The organism is Nioella sp. (assembly GCF_965215655.1).
Taxonomy (GTDB): Bacteria; Pseudomonadota; Alphaproteobacteria; order Rhodobacterales; family Rhodobacteraceae; genus Nioella.
This window is the reverse complement of the sequence record NZ_OZ244111.1, coordinates 2,214,666-2,237,174: the sequence shown is the minus strand read 5'-3', so window position 1 is coordinate 2,237,174 and position 22,509 is coordinate 2,214,666. Positions and strand designations below refer to the sequence as shown.

General features: G+C 63.3%; 22 protein-coding genes. 10 read left to right on the top strand and 12 right to left on the bottom strand.

Features of this window, described 5'->3' with window-relative positions; all coding sequences use genetic code 11:
- Window positions 1–42: 42 nt before the first annotated feature.
- The 6 genes from ACOOEX_RS11130 to ACOOEX_RS11105 all read right to left on the bottom strand — a co-directional run bounded on the left by ACOOEX_RS11130 (window position 43) and on the right by ACOOEX_RS11105 (window position 4,801).
- Window positions 43–924: an EamA family transporter gene (locus ACOOEX_RS11130; protein WP_420394901.1), complete on the bottom strand. Its 882-nt coding sequence runs from the start codon at window positions 922–924 to the stop codon at window positions 43–45.
- Window positions 911–1,651: a metallophosphoesterase family protein gene (locus tag ACOOEX_RS11125; RefSeq protein ID WP_420394900.1), complete on the bottom strand. Its 741-nt coding sequence runs from the start codon at window positions 1,649–1,651 to the stop codon at window positions 911–913. The genes ACOOEX_RS11130 and ACOOEX_RS11125 overlap by 14 nt, the downstream gene beginning before the upstream one ends.
- 86 nt (window positions 1,652–1,737) lie before the next feature.
- The gene (locus ACOOEX_RS11120) at window positions 1,738–2,664 is read right to left on the bottom strand and encodes a Hint domain-containing protein (RefSeq protein ID WP_420394899.1); all 927 of its coding nucleotides are present in this window, start codon (window positions 2,662–2,664) and stop codon (window positions 1,738–1,740) included.
- Between the two features lie 249 nt (window positions 2,665–2,913).
- Entirely contained in the window at window positions 2,914–3,513 is a 600-nt protein-coding gene (locus ACOOEX_RS11115; protein WP_420398365.1) for a Hint domain-containing protein, read from the bottom strand.
- Window positions 3,514–3,594: 81 nt separating this feature from the next.
- Window positions 3,595–3,819 (bottom strand): hypothetical protein, encoded by a 225-nt coding sequence (locus ACOOEX_RS11110; RefSeq protein ID WP_420394898.1) that lies wholly within the window; start codon window positions 3,817–3,819, stop codon window positions 3,595–3,597.
- Between the two features lie 280 nt (window positions 3,820–4,099).
- Window positions 4,100–4,801: a corrinoid protein gene (locus tag ACOOEX_RS11105; protein ID WP_420394897.1), complete on the bottom strand. Its 702-nt coding sequence runs from the start codon at window positions 4,799–4,801 to the stop codon at window positions 4,100–4,102.
- Between the two features lie 159 nt (window positions 4,802–4,960).
- Between ACOOEX_RS11105 and ACOOEX_RS11100 the strand changes: the two genes are divergently transcribed.
- Window positions 4,961–6,043 carry a PA0069 family radical SAM protein gene (locus ACOOEX_RS11100; RefSeq protein WP_420398364.1) on the top strand — a complete coding sequence of 361 codons (1,083 nt, stop codon included), beginning with the start codon at window positions 4,961–4,963 and terminating at the stop codon, window positions 6,041–6,043.
- A gap of 2 nt (window positions 6,044–6,045) precedes the next feature.
- Here the strand turns inward: ACOOEX_RS11100 and ACOOEX_RS11095 are convergent, their stop codons facing one another.
- The 3 genes from ACOOEX_RS11095 to ACOOEX_RS11085 form a co-directional block, all read right to left on the bottom strand.
- On the bottom strand, window positions 6,046–6,309 hold the full coding sequence (locus tag ACOOEX_RS11095) for a methionine synthase (protein ID WP_420394896.1): 264 nt from the start codon (window positions 6,307–6,309) through the stop codon (window positions 6,046–6,048).
- An 8-nt stretch (window positions 6,310–6,317) separates the two neighbouring features.
- Complete coding sequence (bmt, locus tag ACOOEX_RS11090) at window positions 6,318–7,331, bottom strand: betaine--homocysteine S-methyltransferase (RefSeq protein WP_420394895.1); 1,014 nt, start codon at window positions 7,329–7,331, stop codon at window positions 6,318–6,320.
- 162 nt (window positions 7,332–7,493) lie between these two features.
- The gene (locus ACOOEX_RS11085) at window positions 7,494–7,808 is read right to left on the bottom strand and encodes a DUF1476 domain-containing protein (RefSeq protein ID WP_071691625.1); all 315 of its coding nucleotides are present in this window, start codon (window positions 7,806–7,808) and stop codon (window positions 7,494–7,496) included.
- Between the two features lie 199 nt (window positions 7,809–8,007).
- Here ACOOEX_RS11085 and ACOOEX_RS11080 point away from each other — a divergent pair, with 199 nt between their 5' ends.
- The 8 genes from ACOOEX_RS11080 (at window position 8,008) to ACOOEX_RS11045 (ending at window position 18,172) form a co-directional block, all read left to right on the top strand.
- Complete coding sequence (locus ACOOEX_RS11080) at window positions 8,008–8,622, top strand: hypothetical protein (protein ID WP_420394894.1); 615 nt, start codon at window positions 8,008–8,010, stop codon at window positions 8,620–8,622.
- Between the two features lie 88 nt (window positions 8,623–8,710).
- The gene (purC, locus tag ACOOEX_RS11075) at window positions 8,711–9,472 is read left to right on the top strand and encodes a phosphoribosylaminoimidazolesuccinocarboxamide synthase (protein WP_420394893.1); all 762 of its coding nucleotides are present in this window, start codon (window positions 8,711–8,713) and stop codon (window positions 9,470–9,472) included.
- A gap of 66 nt (window positions 9,473–9,538) precedes the next feature.
- Complete coding sequence (purS, locus tag ACOOEX_RS11070; protein ID WP_071691622.1) at window positions 9,539–9,769, top strand: phosphoribosylformylglycinamidine synthase subunit PurS; 231 nt, start codon at window positions 9,539–9,541, stop codon at window positions 9,767–9,769.
- Window positions 9,770–9,773: 4 nt separating this feature from the next.
- Window positions 9,774–10,817 (top strand): zinc-binding dehydrogenase, encoded by a 1,044-nt coding sequence (locus ACOOEX_RS11065; protein WP_420394892.1) that lies wholly within the window; start codon window positions 9,774–9,776, stop codon window positions 10,815–10,817.
- A 71-nt stretch (window positions 10,818–10,888) separates the two neighbouring features.
- Window positions 10,889–11,557: a phosphoribosylformylglycinamidine synthase subunit PurQ gene (gene purQ, locus ACOOEX_RS11060; RefSeq protein ID WP_420394891.1), complete on the top strand. Its 669-nt coding sequence runs from the start codon at window positions 10,889–10,891 to the stop codon at window positions 11,555–11,557.
- A 40-nt stretch (window positions 11,558–11,597) separates the two neighbouring features.
- Window positions 11,598–13,364, top strand: a complete 1,767-nt coding sequence (locus ACOOEX_RS11055; RefSeq protein WP_420394890.1) for a sensor histidine kinase — start codon at window positions 11,598–11,600, stop codon at window positions 13,362–13,364.
- A gap of 19 nt (window positions 13,365–13,383) precedes the next feature.
- Window positions 13,384–14,703 carry a sigma-54-dependent transcriptional regulator gene (locus tag ACOOEX_RS11050; protein ID WP_420394889.1) on the top strand — a complete coding sequence of 440 codons (1,320 nt, stop codon included), beginning with the start codon at window positions 13,384–13,386 and terminating at the stop codon, window positions 14,701–14,703.
- A gap of 562 nt (window positions 14,704–15,265) precedes the next feature.
- Window positions 15,266–18,172, top strand: coding sequence for an Rne/Rng family ribonuclease (locus ACOOEX_RS11045; RefSeq protein WP_420394888.1), 2,907 nt, complete (start codon window positions 15,266–15,268; stop codon window positions 18,170–18,172).
- 73 nt (window positions 18,173–18,245) lie between these two features.
- Here ACOOEX_RS11045 and ACOOEX_RS11040 read toward each other — a convergent pair whose 3' ends face one another.
- Together ACOOEX_RS11040 and ACOOEX_RS11035 are read right to left on the bottom strand one after the other, a co-directional pair.
- Window positions 18,246–19,004 (bottom strand): DsbA family protein, encoded by a 759-nt coding sequence (locus tag ACOOEX_RS11040; protein ID WP_420394887.1) that lies wholly within the window; start codon window positions 19,002–19,004, stop codon window positions 18,246–18,248.
- A gap of 2 nt (window positions 19,005–19,006) precedes the next feature.
- A complete protein-coding gene (locus tag ACOOEX_RS11035) occupies window positions 19,007–20,329 on the bottom strand; it encodes a M48 family metalloprotease (RefSeq protein WP_420394886.1) in 1,323 nt (440 codons plus the stop codon).
- A gap of 52 nt (window positions 20,330–20,381) precedes the next feature.
- Between ACOOEX_RS11035 and ACOOEX_RS11030 the strand changes: the two genes are divergently transcribed.
- Window positions 20,382–21,533 (top strand): pyridoxal phosphate-dependent aminotransferase, encoded by a 1,152-nt coding sequence (locus ACOOEX_RS11030; protein ID WP_420394885.1) that lies wholly within the window; start codon window positions 20,382–20,384, stop codon window positions 21,531–21,533.
- Here the strand turns inward: ACOOEX_RS11030 and ACOOEX_RS11025 are convergent.
- On the bottom strand, window positions 21,511–22,449 hold the full coding sequence (locus ACOOEX_RS11025) for a hypothetical protein (RefSeq protein WP_071691613.1): 939 nt from the start codon (window positions 22,447–22,449) through the stop codon (window positions 21,511–21,513). The genes ACOOEX_RS11030 and ACOOEX_RS11025 overlap by 23 nt on opposite strands.
- Window positions 22,450–22,509 lie beyond the last annotated feature (60 nt).

The window sequence follows — 22,509 nt, the reverse complement described above, 5'->3', positions numbered from 1 at the left end:
TCGTGGCTCTTGGAATGACTATAGGCTGCCCGCGATCCGTCCTCATGGGCCAGCGCGACGCGGTGCGGACCGGTCGCGACGCGGGCGGGTCTGGATCATCGCCAGCCCCGCCAGGATGATCGCCGCCCCGATCCAGTCAGCTATTGAGGGGCGTTCACCCAACATCACCCAGGCCACGCTCAGCCCCACAACCGGAATCAGCAAGGCAAACGGGGTAACGTCAGAGGCGGGATGCCGCGCCAACAGGGCGCCCCAGAGCGAGTAGCCCAGAACCGTCGAGGCAATGGCCACATAGAAGACTGCCAGCCATCCTTGCGCGGACATTGCCGCAAGGGTGGCAAAGGGTGTGGGGGACTCGATGGTCATGGACAGGGCCAGCATTGGCAGGGGGGGCACGAGGCTCGCCCAGACAAACAGCGCCAGCGTGTTCACCGGTCCCATCCGCCGCAGCACCAGATTGCCGAGCGCCCAACACAGCGCCCCCGTCAGGATTAGCCCGAGGCCGATCAAGGACACGCTGCCCCCGGCCGACAGCGCGAAGACCCCAAGACCCGCCACAGCCACAAGCAGCCCGGCCCCTTGCAGGGGGCGGATGCGTTCCCCGAAGACCAGGAACGACAGCAGGATCGTCAGTGGCACCTGCGTCTGGATCAGGAGAGAGGCCAGCCCCGCCGAGGCATCCGCCGCAAGGGCCGCGAACAGAAAGGCGAATTGGCCCATATTGATCAACGCGCCCACGGCGACGATCTTCCACCACGGCACTTTCGGGCGTTTCAGCACGGCCAGCAGCGGCAGAAGGATCGCGAAGCGCAGGCCGACGAAGAGGAACGGCGGCAGGTCTTCCAGCGCCAGTTTCATCGCGGTGAAGTTGCTGCCCCAGGCCAGAACGACCAGCCCGATGAGGATCAGGTCACGCGGGGGCATGGGGGCGAATTTCCTGCCGGCCGTCAGGGGTCAGCAGCCAGACCTGACGGGCCTCGATAACCACGGCGGACAGGGGGCCGCCATAGGCCGCGCCCGTGTCGATGGCCAGCCGGTTGCCGTGATGCTCGACCCGATCCACCGGGGTGTGCCCGTGGACGACAAGCGGGCCGTGGTCTCGGGGATCATCCAGAAAGTCGTGACGGATCCAGTAAAGGTCACTGGGGTCCTGAGCCTCCAACGCAACGCCGGGGCGGATACCGGCATGCACCAGAAGGCAGTCGCCATGGCGGGCCGACAGGGGCAGGGCGTTCAGGAAGTCCCGATGCGCCTTCGGAACGGCGCGCAGCGCCTGTGCATGCAGCCGGTCCTCGGGCAGGTCCGGGTCCACCCCATAGCTTGCCAGCGTATCCCTCCCGCCAAGCCGCGGATGCAGCCAGGTCAGATCGGCCCTGAGACGCGGATCAACGCGCGGCGGGCTGTCGAGGAACAGCGCGAACATGTTGTCGTGATTGCCCCTCAGGACCGTCACGCGCGGGTCGCGCGCCGTCAGGTCCATAAGTGCCTCGATCACGCCCCGGCTGTCCGGCCCCCGATCCACCAGATCGCCGATCTGCACCACCGGCGCGGCATGATCACCGGTCTGGGTGCGGTCGGCCTCGATTCGGTCCAGCGCGTCATGCAGCAGGTCCGGATGGCCGTGAACATCTCCGATCGCGTAGAGTCTCATGGGCCGCAGATGGTCAGGTTTGGCCGCCTGATGCAAGCGGATCAGCTATCGGGATGGTGGTTGGGCACTTCAGCCTTGCGGCGCCATCAGGCCGTCATCCGAGCAGACAACCTGGCCCGGATCGCGGAGGGCACCTGCCGCACGCTCATGGCGCGGGGGTAGGGTAGTTCCTCCATCTCCGGCACGTCGCCATAGAGGGTCTCGAACTCGGCGAAGTTGTCGAAGGCTCGGCGGGAGACGTTGTCGATAAACGTCTCGGCGGGGGCGCCATTGGCGAGGACGATCTCGTGTGCTTCCGTCTCGATGTGGTAGACGGTGTAGCTCTCGCCCATCTCCGCCAGCGGAACGCGCGCAATCGTCGTGCCGTTCACCAAAGCACCCGCGTGGCAGATCACACCATCCACCAGCATCCCGTGGTCTGCGGTCACCGTCAGGGCAGTGTGCGGCAGGCCCTGCCCGAGAGACCCGGCGGCAAAGCGCACCGGCATCAGGCGCTCTGCAGGGCCGAAGCGGGTGGACACGGTCTGGTGGCCGATCCATTTGACAGGCACAGCCCCATTCGCGGTCTCGATCAAGTCCCCAATGCGCAGTGTCTCAACTGCGCGCTCTCCCTCTGGAGTTGAAATCTGACTTCCTGCAGCAAAACATGTGGGGAAAGCGTCGGTTTCTCGTGCAGAGTAGTCGATGGGATTTGGGAATATGAAGTCGGTGACCGACATTCCCGTGGGAACCACGATCAGAACCTCGATGATATTCGGATCGGTAAATGAGGCAGCCCCCTGGACGAGAGCAAGCTCCATCGAGCCACCTCCAACCAGCGGCACAGACATGTTGCCCAAGTAGTTCAGGTTGTTGCCTGAAACAACACCCAGCACATCGCCTATTTCGTATGTGCTATCGCCTTCACCATCATTGAATGTGAAATTCTGGACGGTCGTTCCCTGGAACAGGCTGTTGTTGTTCGATGTATCGACCTGATAGAGGGCGTAGCCCGAAATTTCATATGTTGGCACTGAATTATCCTGACATTCTGAACTCAAAGACCTGATGGCGGTTAGAATGCCACCCAGCAAGTACATTCCCTAGAGCTTTCCGAACCTTAAGACAACACTTTGAACATCGAGCATCAGCTCCGCCAGAGCCAAATGGCATCACTCTAAGAGCAACGAACCCTAATGGAGCCACTGCCGGGCAGCTGCAGGACTTTTTCCATTTCATAAGCGGCACAAAGGAAAGGCGGGGGCTACAAACAGTATTGCTACCTAAGCCATCTGCCGCATGGCGAGCTTTTGCAGGATTCCCGCAGGCACCTGCCGCACGCTCATGGCGCGAGGATAGGGCAGCTCTTCCATCTCGGGCACATCTCCGTAAAGCGCCTCGAACTCCGCGTAGTTGTCGAAGACCCGGCGGGAGACATTGTCGATGAAGGTTTCCGCAGGTGCGCCATTGGCGAGGACGATCTCGTGTGCTTCCGTCTCGATGTGGTAGACGGTGTAGCTCTCGCCCATCTCCGCCAGCGGAACGCGCGCAATCGTCGTGCCGTTCACCAAAGCACCCGCGTGGCAGATCACACCATCCACCAGCATCCCGTGGTCTGCGGTCACCGTCAGGGCAGTGTGCGGCAGGCCCTGCCCGAGAGACCCGGCGGCAAAGCGCACCGGCATCAGGCGCTCTGCAGGGCCGAAACGGGTGGAGACGGTCTGACGACCGATCCATTTTACCGATACGCAGCCGCCCTCTGCCGTTGAAATCTCGCAACCGATGGCAAGATCTTCGATAGCAATGCTACCAGTCGGTGTTAAAATTCGGCTTCCCGTCAGGAAGCAGGTGGGAAAACTCGAAGAGTCAAAACCGGGCAGCACATCCGAACTGGGGTAGGCGGCTTGAGAAAGCTGAATCCCAATCACATAAACATCGTCGCTCCCGAGGTAGGCATACGGATACTAAACTCCGCCGATTTCTATCGTGCCCCAGAACGATCCGTTTGTTCCGCTTGATCCCGAGGCAAAGCTATGGTTGAGGCTTTCCAGATGGGTGAACTCGGAATCTGTGGGATCGCCATCGCTTAGGGTCAGGTCGCCCGACAAACTTCCGGACGATCGAAAACTCTGAAAACGCGCGCTGTAGATTGTATAATCGGTGCCCGCCGAAAAGACATAGTCGGCCATGTGAGTTCCCCCTCTGATGTCAGGACAGAAGAGGTTGTCTCCAGGCCATCTTGCCAAAGCATTAACAATTCTTAGAGACGACTTTCACAGTTTGTCAAACCTTTCGCTGCCACAGGGCGTGCCGTGATACGGGCTGTGGCATGCATCAGCCGGTTCCGTCTGGGCAAGGTCCACCGACAAGATGCGCAGGGGGGCGGTCGGAAATTGACAGACCCCGTCCCATTTCTGAAGACGAGGTCTGGTTTCGTGTTGGTGCCTGGCGCGAAGAATGGCTGAGATCTCAGCCAGCCGCCGCCTGGTTGTGCTTGCGCGCCATGAGTTCCTTGGCGGTCTCCACGGCCACGGCGGCGTCTCGGCAATAGGCGTCTGCGCCGATCGCTTTGCCGAATTCCTCGTTCAGGGGCGCGCCGCCGACCAGCACGATGTAGTCGTCGCGCACGCCGGTCTCGACCATCGTGTCGATGACGACTTTCATGTAGGGCATGGTGGTGGTCAGCAGGGCGGACATGCCCAGGATGTCGGGCTGTTCGGATTCCAGCGCCTCGAGATAGCTTTCCACGGCGTTATTGATGCCCAGATCGACCACTTCGAAACCCGCGCCTTCCATCATCATGCCGACGAGGTTTTTGCCGATGTCGTGGATGTCGCCCTTGACGGTGCCGATGACCATCTTGCCTACGCGTGGCGCGCCGGTTTCAGCCAAGAGCGGCTTGAGGATGGCCATGCCGCCCTTCATCGCGTTCGCGGCCAACAGCACTTCGGGCACGAAGAGAATGCCGTCCCGGAAATCCTTGCCGACGATGGTCATGCCGCCGACGAGCGCCTCGGTCAGGATGCGGTAGGGCTCCCACCCGCGCTCCAGCAGGATGTTCACACCCTCTTCGATCTCTTCCTTGAGACCGTCATAGAGGTCATCGAACATCTGCTGCACAAGCTCTTCATCGTCGAGCTCGGACAGGATGATTTCGTCTTCATCGGACATATTGTGGCTCCCTGACGGAACGGGGGTTTCATGAACTGTCCCGACTTTTGGCCGGGACGTGCGAATCTGACGCGCTGAATTGCGACACGCGTGGAGTCGTGACCGACCTTGATGCAGGTCAGGATTGTGGATGTTCCGTTTTTGTTCCATATTGATGCCATGGAGTTCGATCAGATCATCGACAAGGCCCGCCGCAAGGGCCGGGGCGCGGGGTTCAATCCGGTCAACAGGTTCGACCGGCTGGAAACCCGTTTTGAGCCGGATGGCTGGGACATTGAAGAGGACCTGCCGCCGCTGCGCACTGTTGTGACCGATGAGCGCCCGCGCAAGGTGATCACCCGCAATGCCTCGCCCGATCTGAGCTTTGATCGTTCTATCAACCCCTATCGCGGCTGCGAACACGGCTGCATCTACTGTTTTGCCCGCCCGAGTCACGCCTATCTGGGCCTGTCGCCGGGGCTGGATTTCGAAACCCGGCTGATTGCCCGGCCCGATGCGCCCGCCGTGCTGACGAAAGAGCTGTCTCGTCGCGGATACGATGTTCAGCCGATTGCCATCGGAACCAATACCGACCCCTATCAACCGGTTGAGAAGGAGAGGCAAATCATGCGCGCTTTGCTGCAGGTGCTGCGCGACTTTCGCCACCCGGTCGGGATCGTGACCAAGGGCACGCTGATCGAGCGCGATATCGACCTGATCGCGGATATGGCGGGGCAGGGGCTGGCCAAGGTCGGTGTTTCGGCGACAACGCTCGATTCCGGTCTGGCACGTGCGATGGAGCCGCGGGTTCCGTCGCCGGCAAGGCGGCTCAAGACCATCGAGCGTCTGGCGGCAGCGGGCATTCCGGTGCGGCTGATGGCGTCTCCCATTGTGCCGGGGCTGACCGATCATGAGATCGAACAGATCGTGAAGGCGGGGGCAGATGCGGGCGCGACCGGGGCCAGCATGATCGCCCTGCGCCTGCCGCTGGAGGTCGCTCCGCTGTTTCGGACCTGGCTGGAGGAACATGTGCCGCTGCGCTCCGCACGTGTCATGGCGCGGGTGCGCGAGATGCATGGCGGGGAGGATTACAGCGCCGAGTGGGGCACGCGGCTCACCGGCACCGGCATCTACGCCGACCTTTTGCAGCAGCGTTTCGCGCGGGCGGTCAGGGCGGCAGGCCTCAGCCACCGCATGCCCGCCTTGCGGACAGATCTCTTCCGGGTGCCGCCGCGCCCCGGCGATCAGTTGAGCCTGTTTTGACATCACTCTGACTTGTCCCCGCCGCCGGTCTTGATCCGCCGATGCGAAAGCCATGCAAGAAACAGAAATATCCCAACGATGGTGGCAGGAATGATGACAAGCAGCAGCATGTCTTCGCCGGTCATGCGCCAAGGCATGCGTATGCGGCAGGGGCTGGTGTTGCTAAAGGCGCAGGCCAGTCCATTGATATACAGATAGCCGCCGATCCAGACGATGCTCGCCAGGGCAGCAAGCCCAAGGAATATCGCCCGGATCGCACGTGCCATCGTATCGGTCAGCCGCGTGCGCGGCGGCGGGGGCGGCGGGCTGCCGGGGCGTCATCGCCGGTGCCGTCGCTGTCAGAAGAGAAGCCACCGATCTCGGCTGCGATCTGATCGAGTGTCGGCGCCGGACCGCGCGGGGTGCTTTCCAGCGCAGCCTTCATCGCGCGCAGGTGGTCGGTCTGGGTGCCGCAGCAGCCACCGATGATCTTGGCCCCGGCATCACGCGCCAGCACGGCATATTTCGCCATCAGCTCGGGCGTGCCGTCATAGTGGATATGGCCGTCGTGATATTTGGGAATGCCCGCATTGCCCTTTGCGATAAAGGGAATATCGGTGCCCGAGGCGCGGAAGCCCAGAACCGTGCGCAAGAGGTCCGACGCGCCGACGCCGCAATTGGCGCCGAAGGCCAGAGGCTGCGGGTCGAGCTTTTCGGCCATGGCGGCCATGTCGGCAGAGGTGAAACCCATCATCGTGCGCCCTGCGGTGTCAAAGCTCATGGTGCCGCACCAGGGCATGTCGGCCAGCTTGGCGGCCTCTGCGAAGGCCTTGAATTCCTCGGCGGCGGAAATGGTTTCGACCCAGAGCACATCGACGCCGCCGGCTTTCAGCCCCTCGGCCTGTTCATGGAACATCTCGACCGCGCTTTCATGGGTGAGCGACCCCATGGGCACCATGATCTCGCCGGTCGGCCCGACAGAGCCTGCCACAACAACGGGGCGGCCCGCCTTGTCGGCAACTTCGCGGCCGATCTCGGCGGCCAGTTTCGAAAGCTCGAACGCCCGATCCTGCGCGTCGTGCAGTTTGAGCCGCGCGCGGGTGCCGCCGAAGGAATTGGTCAGAAAGATATCGGACCCGGCATCGACCGCGCCCTGATAAAGCTTGGCAATCCGGTCAGGGTGATCGGCATTCCACAGCTCCGGCGCGTCGCCAGAGGACAGCCCCATATTAAAGAGGGTCGTCCCGGTGGCCCCGTCGGCCATCAGCCAGTCGCGGTCCGCCAAGAGCTTGGACAGAAGATTGGTCATGTGAGTCGTCTTTCAGATATCTGCGCAGGGCCTAGATGCGCCGGGCAGGGGAGTTGAGGCAACTGCATAATCTGCATAAAGATTATGAATTGCCTTTCGTTCAAACAGAAAGGACCGCCCGCAACACGCGCGGACGGTCCTTTGTTGTCTTGGCGTGTGCGATCAGGCTTCGTTGATCAGCTGGCCCTTGGCCACGATCAGCAGCTCGGCCATCTTGGCGCGGATTTCGTCGGCACTGGCCTTGCCGTCCAGATCGGCGGCCACCTTGCGCACTACATCCTCGTGCCCGGCTTCTTCGAAATCCGATTTCACGACCTCGATCGCATAGGCATCGGCGTCGGACCCGGTCTTGCCGAGCAGTTCGGCAGCCCAGAGTCCAACCAGCTTGTTGCGGCGGGCTTCGGCGCGGAACACCATTTCGGCGTCATGTGCGAACTTGTTCTCGAACGCGGATTCGCGGTCATCGAAGGTGGTCATCTTGGGCTCTCCTGACTCAGATGCATTCGTCGCTGTTCAAATAGGCCGGTCCGGGCGGGTCGCACAAGGGTGGATTGTGCGGCTGGAGGACGCTGTCAGCAGGATTTACCGGGAATTCTGGACCGAATCGGGCCAACTGCCACATAGTGGACCTATTGAACGACCCGATTTCACAAATGATCAGCCAGGAGCATATCGCATGTTCAGAACCGCCTTTGCCGCCCTTTCGACCGCAATCCTGCTATCGACAACGCCCATTCTTGCCCAGGAAACGGTGGAACCTGTCCTTGGCGAATACCTTCAGCCGCTCGGCCTTGGGCCGTTTCAGGATGCCACCTGGACCGGATATGAACAGGAGGGCTGGTTCGTTCTGCAAAACACGACGCAGCCGACGGCAATCCGCTATTATGAAATGCCGCTGCTGAATGCCGATGGCACCCTGACCCTGCGGGCCAATGTCTATGCCCGGAACGATGACGGTGAGGGCGTGGCTGCCACCGGCCTGCTCTATGATTTCGGGGATGAGCACAGCACCTATATCGCCTTCCTGCTGACAGCCGATAACCAGTTGATGGCGATCAACCGCGATGTCGAGGAGATGGACGTGATCTATGGCGACGCGGATGACCCGGTGGGTCGTGGCGACGGGTCGGATGTGCTGGAAGTGCGGATTTCCGGCACGCAGGCGCGGATGTATCTCAACGATCAGCATTTCCGGAATTACGACCTGTCGCATCGCCCGTTCCATGACCGTGCCGGGATCATCGCCGTTGGAACCGGACGGCTCGGCTTCTGGGGGTTGAGCGCCCAGTAAGCGCCGCTTCCCTTTCGTTGTTCTTGGGCGTATACGCCCCTCAAACGGTGCCCCGGCGCCGCGTGATGGATTCGGAGAACACAGGCACATGGCACGGCGCAAGAAGGTCTACGAAGGCAAGGCGAAAATCCTGTATGAAGGCCCGGAACCGGGCACGCTCGTGCAGTATTTCAAGGATGATGCGACCGCCTTCAACGCCGAGAAGAAGGCGACCATCGAAGGCAAGGGCGTGCTGAACAACCGACTGTCGGAATTCTTCATGACCGGGCTGAACAATATCGGTGTGCCCACCCATTTCATCCGCCGGATCAACATGCGCGAACAGCTGATCCGCGCGGTCGAGATCATTCCGCTGGAAGTGATCGTGCGGAACTTCGCCGCAGGGTCCATGGCCAAGCGGCTCGGGCTGGAGGAAGGCACGCAGCTGCCCCGGCCGATCATCGAGTTTTCCTATAAGAACGACGATCTGGGCGACCCGCTGGTGCCCGAGGAATACATCATCGCCTTCGGTTGGGCCTCGCAGCAGGACCTTGATGATATCGTGGCGCTGGCGCTCAGGGTGAACGATTTCATGTCCGGCATGATGATGGGCGTGGGCATTCGGCTGGTGGATTTCAAGATCGAGATCGGCCGAGTCTGGGACGGTGATTTCATGCGCCTGATCGTGGCCGATGAAATCAGCCCCGACAGCTGCCGCCTGTGGGACATCGAGACCGGCCAGAAGCTGGACAAGGACGTGTTCCGCCGCGATCTGGGCAACCTGACCGACGCCTATACAGAGGTGGCCCGCCGCCTGGGCGTGATGCCCACGAATTCCGGTTTCGGCGGCAAGCCGACACTGGTGAACTGAACGTCTGCGCACGCGGGTAGCGCGCGCAGATTGAGTATTTGGACCAAGAAGAAAAGGGCAGGGGCGATGCGCGCAACCGTGACCGTGATGCTGAAACAGGGCGTTCTGGACCCGCAGGGCGAGGCCGTGCGCCATGCGCTTGGGGCCCTGGGCTTCGATGGCGTCGAGGGGGTCCGTCAGGGCAAGGTGATCGAGCTCGATCTGGCCGATGGCACCTCCGAGGAGACGGTCAAGGCGATGTGCGAGAAGCTGCTCGCCAATACGGTGATCGAGAGCTACTCGATTTCCATGGGCTGACCCGATGCGGGCGGCGCTGCTGACTGGCCCCCGTGCGGAGTTGCAGATCACCGATCTGCCCGATCCCGACTGTCCGTCCGATGGGGTGGTTCTGGATGTGCTGGCCTGCGGCATCTTCCGGTCGGACTGGCATCTGTGGACCGGGTCCGATCCCGACGCCGATTTGCCGATCATTCCGGGGCATGAGTTCTGCGGCGTGGTCCGGGCTGTGGGGCGGGACGTGACCCAGTGGTGCGCGGGCGACCGGGTGATTGCGCCCTTTATCCTCGCCTGTGGCCAATGCCCCGATTGCAGCGCCGGTCACCAGACCGTCTGCGCCACGCAGATCGTTCCCGGCTTCACCGCACCTGGCGCCTTTGCCGAACGTATCGCGGTGCCGCGCGCCGACGCCAATCTGACCCGTTTGCCCGAGGGCATGGACCCCGCCCTTGCCGCCGCCCTTGGCTGCCGCGTGACAACCGCCTGGCACGCGCTGACGGGCCGTGCGGCACTGCGTCCCGGTGAATGGCTGGCCGTCTGGGGGGCGGGCGGCATTGGTCTGGCAGCGGCACTGATCGGCAAGGCGCTTGGGGCGCGCGTCGTGATGGCCGATGTGGTGCAGGAGAAACTGGACCATGCGCTGACGCTCGGGATCGACGCGGTTGTGAATGCCAGCAACGCAGACCCGGTGGGAGAGATGCGCGAGATCACCAATGGCGGGGCCGATCTGGCGGTGGAAGCGCTCGGCTTCGAGGTTACCACCATCAACGCCATGAAATGCTTGCGAAAACTGGGTCGTATGGTGCAGGTGGGCATGCCCGCCGGGGACCACGTCAACATGACTCTGCCCTGGGATGCGGTCTATTCCGGCCAGCTTGCCATCTACGGCACGCGCGGCATGCCGTCGTGGCGCTACCCTTCGCTTCTGTCGCTGATCGAGGGCGGAACGCTGGACCTGACCCCGATGATTGCCCGCCGCGTGGCCCTGTCGGATGCCAGCGCCGAACTGGCGGCCTTCGACGGACCAACCCCGCCGGGCGTCGCCGTGATCACCGATTTCACCCGCTAGGCCCCTTTGCCCCCGGTTGCATTTGCGCTATGGGGCTGGCCAAGCTCGTCACCCAAGGAAAGGTGCCCCCCATGAAAGCTGCCGTCATCGTCTTCCCCGGTTCCAATTGCGACCGTGATCTGGCCGTAGCCTTTCGTAAGGCGGGGTTCCAGGTCGATATGGTCTGGCACAAGGATCAGGGCCTGCCCGAGGGCGTCGATATCGTGGGCATCCCCGGCGGGTTTTCCTTCGGCGACTACCTGCGTTGCGGGGCCATCGCGGGCCAGTCCCCGGTGATGAAGGGGGTGGCGGCCCATGTGGAACGGGGGGGCTATGCGCTTGGCATCTGCAACGGGTTTCAGGTGCTGTGTGAAACCGGCCTGCTGCCCGGCGCACTGATGCGTAACGCAGGTCTCAAGTTTATCTGCCGGATGCAGACCCTGTCAGTCGAGACCGCGGACAGTGTCTTTACCCAAGGATACGCCAAGGGTCAGCAGATCGACATTCCGCTGGCCCATCATGATGGCAATTACGTGATTGATGCCGAGGGGCTGGACGCGTTGAAGTCCGAGGACCGGGTGGCCTTCCGCTATGTGGGCAACCCCAATGGCGCGACTGACGATATCGCCGGGGTGCTGTCGGAAAACCGCCGGGTGCTTGGCATGATGCCGCATCCGGAACGGGTGATCGACGCAACCCATGGCGGCACCGACGGATGGGCGATGTTCACCGGGCTGACGCAGGCGCTTGTCGCGGCCTGACGGGCTTGAGGCGCTGCCGCCAAACCCCTAGAATTGTTTCATGAACAGGCCCACGCGTTCTGATGTGGCCCTGCGAGGATCGGCAGGGCGCCGTGCATGGATTTTGCGCGGTTTGCTGGTCGTGTTCCTGGCGGTTGCCGGGGTCGTGGTCTGGGTGTCCAACATCTGGCTGACCGACCGCTTTACCGAGACCACCCGCAACCGGGCGGAACTGCGGCTGGCGCTTTATTCCGGGTCAATCATATCCGAGCTTCAACGCAATTCCGTCGTGCCGCTCTTGCTGTCGCGCGACCCGACTCTGGTGCGCGCGTTATCGGTGGGGGAATACTCCACAACCTCGCAGCGGCTGATCTCCTATCGGGAGGAAATCGGTGCGGCCTCTATCGAACTGCTGGACCGAGACGGGCGCGTGGTGGCGGCAACGGACCGGCACCAGATCGGGGAACAGCACGCCAATCAGGCTTATTTTGTTGAAGCGCAGCGGTCGAATGACACGGTGTTCACCACCACGGAGCTGGACACCGGGGCCTTCAACTTCACCTTCTCGCGCAGGGTCGAGGATGACTCGCTGCTGCTTGGGGTGATCCTCGTGCGGGTCGATCTGGGGCGTCTGGCGGACCGGTGGCGGGGCACGTCCGAGGCGGTGTTCGTGGCCAATTCCGAAGGCAGGATCATCCTGTCGACCGAGCCGCGGTGGCGGGGCCGGAACGAGGCGGATGCCGTCGCGGTGCAATCGCCCGACAGCGCCATTGAACGCGCCATCGAGGCGGCGGGCGATTGGGCCTTCGCCAATCCCGGCCCCTATTTCGGCGGCTCGTCCACTCTGCGGCTGGAATCGCGGATTCCATTCCGGGGCTGGATGCTGGTCTCGTTCACCGCCTATGATTCCGTGCGCGAGAGGGTGAACGGCGTTCTTGCGCTCGAGATCATGGGATTCGCGCTGTTTCTGGCGGCTGCCTTCTATTTGCTGAGCCGACGGGCCCGGCTGCAATCGGTTGTCTTTCAACGGGAATCGGCGGAGCTTCGCCGGTTGAACGACAGGCTACAGCGGGAAATCGCCGAACGTCAGAAGGTCGAAAAGACCCTCGAAGAGGCGGAACAAAGCCTTGCCCAAAGCTCCAAACTGGCGGCCCTAGGTGAGATGTCGGCCGCCGTCAGTCACGAGTTGAACCAGCCGCTTGCGGCGATGAAGACCTACCTCGCCGGGGCCAAGCTGCTGTTGCAGCGGCGGCGCAGCGAAGAGGCGCTGTCCTCCTTCCAGCGGATCGACGATCTGATCGACCGGATGGGGGCCATCACGCGACAGCTGAAATCCTATGCCAGAAAGGGCGGAGAGGCGTTTCAGGAGGTCGATATGCGCGAGGCGCTCAGCTCGGCCCTGACCATGATGGAACCGCAACTGCGGCAGATGACGGTGGAGATCACGCAGAGCATCCCGCGCCAGCCGGTTCTGGTCATGGCCGACCGGCTGCGGCTGGAACAGGTGATCATCAACCTGCTGCGCAACGCGCTCGACGCGATGAAGGGCGAGGATCTGCGCGAGCTGGACCTGATTATTGCCGAGGGTGATGAGGTGGTGCTGACCGTGCGCGACAACGGGCGGGGGATTGACGATCTCGACGCTTTGTTCGAGCCATTCTACACGACAAAGAAACCCGGCGACGGGGTGGGCCTCGGGCTCGCCATTTCATCGGGCATCGTCAAGGATCTCGGCGGGCGGCTGACCGCGCGCAACGGGGACCAGGGCGGCGCCGTCTTCGAGGTGCGCCTGCCACGGGCCGATCGGGGCAGCGCCGCCGCCGAATGAGTGAAACAGAGGAAGAGCCATGCGGATTGCAATCGTCGATGACGAACAGGACATGCGCCAGTCGATTAGCCAATGGCTGGCGCTGTCGGGCTTTCAGACCGAGACCTATGGCAGCGCCGAAGAGGCGCTGAAAAATATCGGCCCGGATTACTCCGGCGTGGTGGTAACCGACATCAAGATGCCGGGCATGGATGGCATGGCTTTCCTCAAGCGCCTGATGGGCATGGATAGCAGCCTGCCTGTGATCATGATCACCGGTCATGGCGACGTGCCCATGGCGGTGGAGGCGATGCGGCTCGGGGCCTATGACTTCCTTGAAAAGCCGTTCAACCCGGACCGCATGACGGAACTGGCCAAGCGGGCAGGGCAGACGCGCCGCCTGACGCTGGACAACCGGGCGCTGCGCAAGGAACTGTCGGATGGCACCGTGCTGATGCGCAAGCTGATCGGCTCGTCGCCCGTCATGGAACGGCTGCGCGAGGATATCCTCGATCTGGGCCAGGCCGACGGCCATGTGCTGATCACCGGCGAAACCGGCACCGGCAAGACGCTGGTCGCCCATGCGCTGCATGCAGTCGGGCCACGCGCAGGCAAGCCGCTGGTGTCCGTCGCTTGTGCCGCCCATGACGAGGTTGCGCTTGGCGCGATGCTGTTCGGCCCCGTGGGCGAGGGACAGGACCTGCCGCTTATCGAACAGGCCCGCGGGGGGTCGTTGCTGCTGGAAGGGGTCGAGGCGCTGCCGCAGGCGCTGCAGGCGCGGCTTCTGAAGACCATCGAGGATATGGGCACGCCCGCCGAGACGCGGGTAGTGGCGATCTGCAATGCGCCCGATCCCGATACCGGCTGCGAACAGGCGCTGCGCCCGGATCTTTTCTACCGCCTGGCCGCCATGCGCATCGACCTGCCGCCGCTTCGGGCACGCGGCGAGGATATCCTGACGCTGTTCAACCGGTTCGGAGAGCAGTTTGCCGAGGAATATGGCACAGACGCGCCGCAGGTCACTGCCCAGGAAGCAGCGCAGCTTCTGCAGGCACCCTGGCCGGGCAATGTGCGCCAGTTGATCAACATCTCGGAACGCGCGATCCTTCAGCAACGGCGTGGCTCCGGCTCCATCGCCTCGCTTCTGATGAGCGAAGGCGAGGAAACCGGGGCGCAGATGAGCAGCGAGGGCAAGCCGCTGAAGGAATATGTGGAAGCCTTCGAGCGGATGCTCATTGACAACACCATGCGCCGCCATCGCGGATCCATCGCCAGCGTCATGGAAGAGCTCTGCCTGCCGCGCCGAACCCTGAACGAGAAGATGGCCAAATACGGGTTGAGCCGGTCGGACTACCTCTAGTCCCTGCCCGCAGACGGGCGCGCCGCACTTGGGTGCCCGTTGGGGAGGTCATGCGCGATCGCGGCGGCCGGTTCGGTGTGGGCCGGTCGATGCCTCCGGCGGGAGTATTTGGCCCAAGGAGAAAAGGGGATCGCCGCGGCTCCACCCACAAATGACGCGTGTTGTGCAACCGTCAGGTGACGAATTGCCATTGTAATCCCCCTGGAAGTGCCCTTAATGTCACAAATGCAGGCTCTCAATTTCGGGGCCTTGCGAAAAGTTTCTCTGACCGATCTCCGGCGCGCGGAAAAGCGGCGCGGTTTTCGCGAAGATCACCGGGGCCGGGATGGCCCTGTTACAGGAATTGCCCGGGTTTCGGGCGACAGAACGGATGGCAGGCGCAGACCCGCCATCGGAGATAAACCGCGATGCAACGCGTGCGCAGAGTTGAGGGACGGCAAGGCAGGGCAGATGCCCGCGCCCCGTCCGGGTGCGCCGCCGCCGTCGCCCTTTCAGGACAGCTTGAATTCACGGAAAGCGCGCCGCCTGGTGCGTCTATTCGGGGTTCATGTGCAAGGAACACATGGCAAAGAAGATGCTTATCGACGCCACGCACGCGGAAGAAACCCGCGTCGTCGTGGCTGACGGAAACAAGGTCGAGGAATTCGATTTCGAGTCGCTGAACAAGCGGCAACTGGCAGGAAACATATATCTGGCAAAGGTCACGCGGGTCGAACCCTCGTTGCAGGCCGCTTTTGTGGATTACGGCGGCAACCGCCATGGCTTCCTCGCCTTTTCGGAAATTCACCCTGATTACTACCAGATCCCGACCGCCGATCGCGAAGCGCTGCTCGCCGAGGAACAGGAATATGCCCGCGCCCAGGCCGAGGCCGAGGCGGATGCAGAAAACAAGCCAAAGCGCTCTCGCCGCCGCCGTCGCAAGCCGTCGAACGGGTCCGAGGCCCAGGCCGCAGACAGCCGCAGCGATGCGGTGATCTCTGGCGAGGTTGAAGGCGGCAAGCGCAATTCCCCCGCTGGTATGGATGTCGTCGACCTGACGCCGGAAGACGAGGACTCGACGCTTTTGGCATCGGGCATGGATGAAGCCGAGGGCAACGACGCGGCAGCGGAAGCGGCGTCACCGGACGGCGCCGCGGATGACGCCGGCGCGCCCATTGCCGAGGAGGAAGCCCCGGCTGTCGACGCGCCGCAAGCTGACGACCGGTCTGACGACGCTGCGTCCGAGGACGAGGTGGAAGACGTATCGGATGCGGATGACGCGGATGATGAAGAGGATGCGGGCGATGACACCATCGCCGATGCGGCCGAGGTCGACCCCAATATCTCGACCGTCGCCGACGATGACGATCAGGAAGACATTCGCCCGGTGCGCAAGCCGCGCCCGCGCCGCTACAAGATTCAGGAAGTGGTCAAGGTGCGCCAGATCCTGCTGGTGCAGGTCGTCAAGGAAGAACGCGGCAACAAGGGCGCCGCGCTGACCACCTATCTGTCGCTGGCCGGTCGCTACTGCGTTCTGATGCCCAACACCGCCCGTGGCGGCGGTATTTCCCGCAAGATCACCAACGCGGTGGACCGCAAGAAGCTCAAGGAAATCGCGGTTTCGCTCGATGTGCCGCAAGGTGCCGGGCTGATCGTGCGGACCGCCGGGGCCAAGCGCACCAAATCCGAGATCAAGCGCGATTATGAATACCTGCAACGCCAGTGGGAACAGATCCGCGACCTGACCCTGCGATCCACGGCGCCTGCGCCGATCTATCAGGAAGGTGACCTGATCCACCGCTCGATCCGCGATCTCTATAACCGCGATATCGACGAGGTTCTGGTCGAGGGCGAGCGTGGCTACCGCCATGCCAAGGACTTCATGAAGATGATCATGCCGTCCCACGCCAAGAACGTGAAGCATTACAACGAGCCGATGCCGCTCTTTGCCCGCTTCCAGGTCGAGGGCTATCTGGCTGACATGTTCAACCCGGTGGTGCAGCTGCGCTCGGGCGGCTACATCGTCATCGGCGTGACCGAGGCGCTGGTGGCCATCGACGTGAACTCCGGCCGCGCCACCAAGGAAGGCTCGATCGAGGAAACCGCGACCAAGACCAACCTTGAGGCCGCCGAAGAGGTCGCCCGCCAATTGCGCCTGCGTGACCTCGCCGGTCTGATCGTGATCGACTTCATCGACATGGACGAACGGCGCAACAATGCCGCCGTGGAAAAGCGTCTGAAGGACAAGCTCAAGACCGACCGGGCGCGCATCCAGGTGGGTCGTATCTCGGGCTTTGGTCTGATGGAAATGTCGCGCCAGCGCCTGCGCCCCGGCATGCTGGAGGCGACGACGCAGCCTTGCCACGCCTGCCATGGCACCGGGCTTGTGCGGTCGGATGACAGCCTTGCGCTGTCGATCCTGCGCCAGCTGGAAGAGGAAGGCACCCGCCGCCGCAGCCGCGAGGTTCTGGTCACCGCGCCGGTGGGCATCGTGAACTTCATCATGAACGCCAAGCGCGAATACCTTGCCGAGATCGAGGCGCGATATGGCATGTCGATCCGGATCGAGGCCGATCCGATGCTGGTTTCGCCCGATTTCAAGATCGAGAAGTTCAAGACCGCGACCCGCCGTGTGGCGGCGGTGACGCCGGTGATCTCGATGGACAGCGCGCTGATGGACAGCATTGTCGAGGAAGCCGAGGCCGAGGAAGCCGCCGAGAGCGCGCCGGAGGTGTCCGAAGCGACCGATGAGCAGCCGAAGAAGAAGCGCCGCCGCCGTAGGGGCGGGCGTGGTCGCCGCAAGTCGGAGAACGGCGAAAACGGTGAAAACGGGGAGAATGGCGAGAACGGGGATAACGGCGATGCACAGCAGGCCGGGTCTGATACCGGCGCGGCCAAGACCGAAGAAGCGCCGGTAGCGGAGCAATCGGCAGACGCTGCAACGGAAACAACCTCCGATGCGCCTGCGGCTGAGACTACCCCAGAGGCAGAGGAAAAGCCCAAGCGCAAGCCGCGGACCCGTCGCAAGAAGAAGGTCGAAGAACCGGCTGAAGCGGAGGCCCCTGTCGCTGAAGCGGATCCTGCACAAGCGGCTGCGGAAGAAACCCCGGCAGCGACAGAGACCGTGACTGCGGACGCAGAAACCCCGGCGGTGCAGGAGTCGGCGGACGAGGCCCCGGCACAGCCGGAGACAGCCGCTGCGGAGGAACCGACCCCGGTAGAGCCGGAGCCTGCCGAGACCACTCCCGTCGCGGAACCAAGTGCTTCGCCAGAGCCCGAAGCCGCTTCGGCAGAAACGTCTGCTGCCTCTGAAGAGTCTGACGCCATCCCGGCTGAGGAAACTGCAGCAGAGGCAGAGTCCGAACCTGCCCAAGCGGAGCAGACCGTCGATGCGGCCCCTGTGCCGGAGCCGGAACCTGCCGCGGCCCTGGTGGAGGACGCCCCTGCCGACAACCGCCCGAAGAAACGCGGCTGGTGGTCGATGGGCTAAGCCCTGCTGTCTGATATCAAAAGAAAAAGCCCCGGAGATGATCCGGGGCTTTTTTGGTCCGGCTGCGAAGAGCCTAGTTGGTCTGCGACCGGATTTCCGCCGCCAGTGCCGCCATGCCCTCATAGGGCAGGTAGCCGCGCAGCAGTTGGTCGTTCATCACGAATGTCGGCGTGCCCGAGATCTGAAGAACCCCGGCCAGCGCATGGTTCGCAGCGATCACCTGATCCACTTCCGGCGCGTTCATGCCTGCAAGGATCACATCGGCGTCGAGGTCCAGCCCTTCGGCCAGACGGCGCAGGCTGTCTTCAGTGACGTCCCCGCGCATCTGCATCAGCGCCACATGCACCAGTTCATAGGCATCGTCGCCGATATTCTGGTGGGTCGAGATGGCGAAGCGCGAGGCCATCACGGATTCGTCTCCGAGAATGGGGAATTCCTTGACGATGTAGCGGATATTGCCGTCCGAAGAGATCAGCCGCTCCACATCGGGCTGTGCCCGGCGGCAATAACCGCAGCGGTAGTCCATGAACTCGACCAGCACGATATCGCCATCGGGGTTGCCACCTTCCCAGTCGAACTCGCTTTCAAAGATGGCCTCGGCATTGGCCAGCACCATGGCCTGATCCTGCACGGTTTCGGCCTGTGCCTGGCGTTCTTCCAGAACGGCGATGGCTTCCAGCAGTACCTCGGGGTTTTCCAGCAGGTAATCGCGGATCTCGGCGCGGAAGGTGGCGCGCTCGGCATCGCTCATATCGGCGATTCCGTCAGCGGCCAGCGGTGCGGCGGTAAGCGCCGCTGCAAAGGCAAGCGCGGCGGGGGCAAATCTCTTCATGTCTATCTCCGGTTCAAGACGGTTTGGGCAACACCTAGCACATCCTGTGCGCGCAGAAACCCCGGGCTGCCCTGCGGCAGAAGGCCCGAGGCGCGGTTGGCGTGGATCAGGGCATCTTCGAAACGTCCCTGAAGGGCATAGCGTTCGGCAGTGGCGACCGAGGCCATGCCGTTCTGTCCAAGACGAGCATGGGCAAGGCCAAGGTCGCGCAGGAGGCGCGGGTTGAACGGGTCGCGGGCGCGGGCGCGGTTCAGCACCTCCAGCGCCTGACGGTTGCCAGATGCGGTATCGGCGGCCAGCAGCGCCCGGCCATATCCGGCAAGGATCAGTGGTTCGCGCGGGGCCAGTTCCACCGCGCGGGCATAGGCGCTGACCGCATGGGCATAGAGCCGCGATTCATACAGGATCTGGCCCCGAAGCTCGTGGTAGTAGGCGTCATCGGGGCGCATGGCGACCAGCGCATCCACCTCGGTCATCGCCCGGTCGGTATCGGGCTGGCGGTGATAGGCGATGGCCCGGCGCAGGCGGGCGATCTCGGAGGTGTCATTGCGCCCCACACGGCGCAGGGTCCAGCTTGGCGCGCGCAGGAAGGCGGTCAGTTTGCCCTGCATCCGTTGATACCAATACAGGGTGCTGTTGTCGGGGTCGACGGCGTCCAGCCCGGCCACAAGCGCCCTGACGGAACGCAGGCGTTCCCGCGTAAGCGGGTGGGTCAGAAGATAGGGGTCCTGTCGACCGACCGACAGCGCCTCTTGCCCGCGGAAAATGTCCAGAACGTCCAGCATCGCCGTGGCATCGATCCCGGCCGAGATCATGTAGCGGATGCCTGCCGTGTCGGCGCTGGCCTCCTCGGCGCGGGTATGGGCGAACAGCACCCGTTGAGCTGAGGAGGCCGTCCCAGCCAGAACCCCGAACCCGGCAGATGAATCTCCCGAAGCAACGCCCGCGGCTACCCCAAGCAGCAGCCCGATCCGTGCCACCGTGTTGGCATGCCCCACATTGGCGGCGCGGCGGGTGAAATGGCCGCCGGCGATATGGGCGGCCTCATGGGCGATGACCGCTTGCACCTGAGCAGGGTCTTCCAGCCGCATCAGAAGGCCCGAGTGGATGAAGATGTGATTGGTGTCTACGACGAAGGCATTCAAAGAACTGTCATCGACCACGATGATCCGCACCGAACTGGGCAGGCCCGCTGCCCGCAGGATCGGGGCGGCCAGCGCCTGCAAGCCGCGTTCGATCTCGGCGTCGCGAATGATTGTCTGCGCCTGCGCCGCAACTGTGGACAGGAGCAGGACAAGCGCCGTCAGGCGGGCGAGAAGTGACATTGACCTTCCTGTCTTTGACTGCTTCAACCGGGCACAGCTTAAGGAGAGGTCAATGCGATATTCAAGGCGCTCGGGCGTTGATCCCTTTATCGTGATGGATGTGATGGAACAGGCACGCGCGGCAGAAGAGGCCGGGCGGCATATTATTCACATGGAAGTGGGCCAGCCGGGGTCGGGCGCCCCTGCTGCTGCCCGTGCGCGTCTTTCCGCCGAGATGGAGGCGGGACCGCTCGGCTACACGGTGGCGCTTGGGCGGCCCGACCTGCGCGCGGGAATCGCGGCGCTTTATGACGAGTGGTATGGCGTCGACCTGGACCCGGCGCGCGTGGTGCTGACGGCGGGCGCCTCGGGGGCGTTCATCCTTGCCTTCACGGCGCTTTTCGACGCGGGTGAAAAGGTGGGCCTCGGCGAGCCTGGCTACCCCAGCTACCGCCAGATCCTCAAGGCGCTGAGCCTGGAACCGGTCGGGTTCCAGACCACGCCCGAGAATCGCTATCAGCCGGTGCCAAGCGATCTGACCGATGACATGGCCGGGCTGATCGTGGCCTCGCCCGCCAACCCTTCGGGCACGATGCTGGACAAGCCCGCGCTTGGGGCGTTGGTCGGGGCTTGCGCGGATCGGGGTATGGCGCTGATTTCCGACGAGATCTACCACGGGCTGCAATACGAGGGCCGTGCGGTCAGCGCGCTGGAATGCTCGGATGACCTCTATGTGGTCAATTCCTTCTCCAAGTACTTCTCGATGACCGGCTGGCGGCTTGGCTGGTTGGTGGTGCCGGAGGATCACGTGCGCATCGTCGAACGTCTGGCGCAGAACATGTTCATCTGCCCGCCCCATGCCGCACAGGTGGCCGCGCTTGGCGCGCTGTCCCCGGAGGGCCGTGCGGAACTGGATGCGCATCGCGACATCTACACGGTCAATCGGCGGCTGATGCTGGAGGGGCTGGCGCAAGCGGGGTTCGACAAGGTCGCACCCGCTGACGGGGCCTTCTACGTCTATGCGGATGTGTCAGAACACACGGATGACTCGCTGGCCTTCTGCGCAGAGATCCTGCGCGAGGCGGGGGTGGCTGTTACACCGGGGCTGGATTTCGACCCGGTCCGGGGGCGCGCGACCCTGCGCTTTTCCTATGCCCGATCGACAGTGGATATCGAGGAAGGCATCCGTCGGCTTCAGGGCTTCATGGCGTCCCGGTCGTCTTGAACAAGCGCGACAGGATCGACAGGGGGCTGCGCTGGCGCTGATTGTAGATGGCCAGCGAGGGAACTCCCTCGGCGGCATCCAGATAGGCCAGCGCGTGATCAGCGCCGAAATCGTTGATCCAGAAGCCGATGGCGGTCAGCAGGTTGAAATGGTCGTGCATCTCGACAAGGGTGTATAGCGTCCCGCCCTCAACCGGTTCGAGTCTTTCGAAGATTTCCGACCGGCTCTTGCGGCCTTCCAGCCGAACGACGGCCTCCGATTGCCGGGTCAGGCGGTCTTCGTGCAGGATGCGATAGCGATAGCTGTGGGCCTGCCGCGCGATGGCAAAGCTTTCGCCACTAGGGGCATCTGCCTCGTAGCGAACCGGGAAGAACCCGTCCGCCTCTTCGGGTCCGCAGACCCGACCGGCGACCGAGGTGCCGGGCAGCGGGCACAGCGCCCGGCGCACCCGGTCTGGCGAGGCGGGGCAGAACACGCGCGTGTGGTGGGTGCGCTTGCCCATTGGCAGGTTCTGGCCCGCATAGACGAGCACGGCCATCACCAGCAGCCAGACCATGAACCATGCCAGCGACATCAGCAGGATCGCCATGTGGTCGCTGATCCCGCCCGCGACGACGGACGCGCCCGTAACGGCAAGTTGCAGATAGGGCGTTGCCAACAGCAGCAGCGCAAAGGCGATCGAGGCGGTCAGCGTGTCTATCCAGCCACCGGGAAAGGCCACCGCTGCGCTGGACACGATCCCCCCCCAGACCAGCATCAGCAGGAACAGGTTCAGCGGATCCCGGAACAGGTTGTCCGCCGGAGAGACTACCAGAGACAGGCAGGCCCCCGCCACAACCACAAGAACTGACAGGGAAATCAGACGGCGCAGCCGGTAGATCCGGTAGGCGGCATGGTGCAGAAGTGTCGGTTTCATGAGGTTCTCGACAGTGCTGGGGTCAGGATGAGACAAGCCTGACGCCGCTTTGCGGGAAGA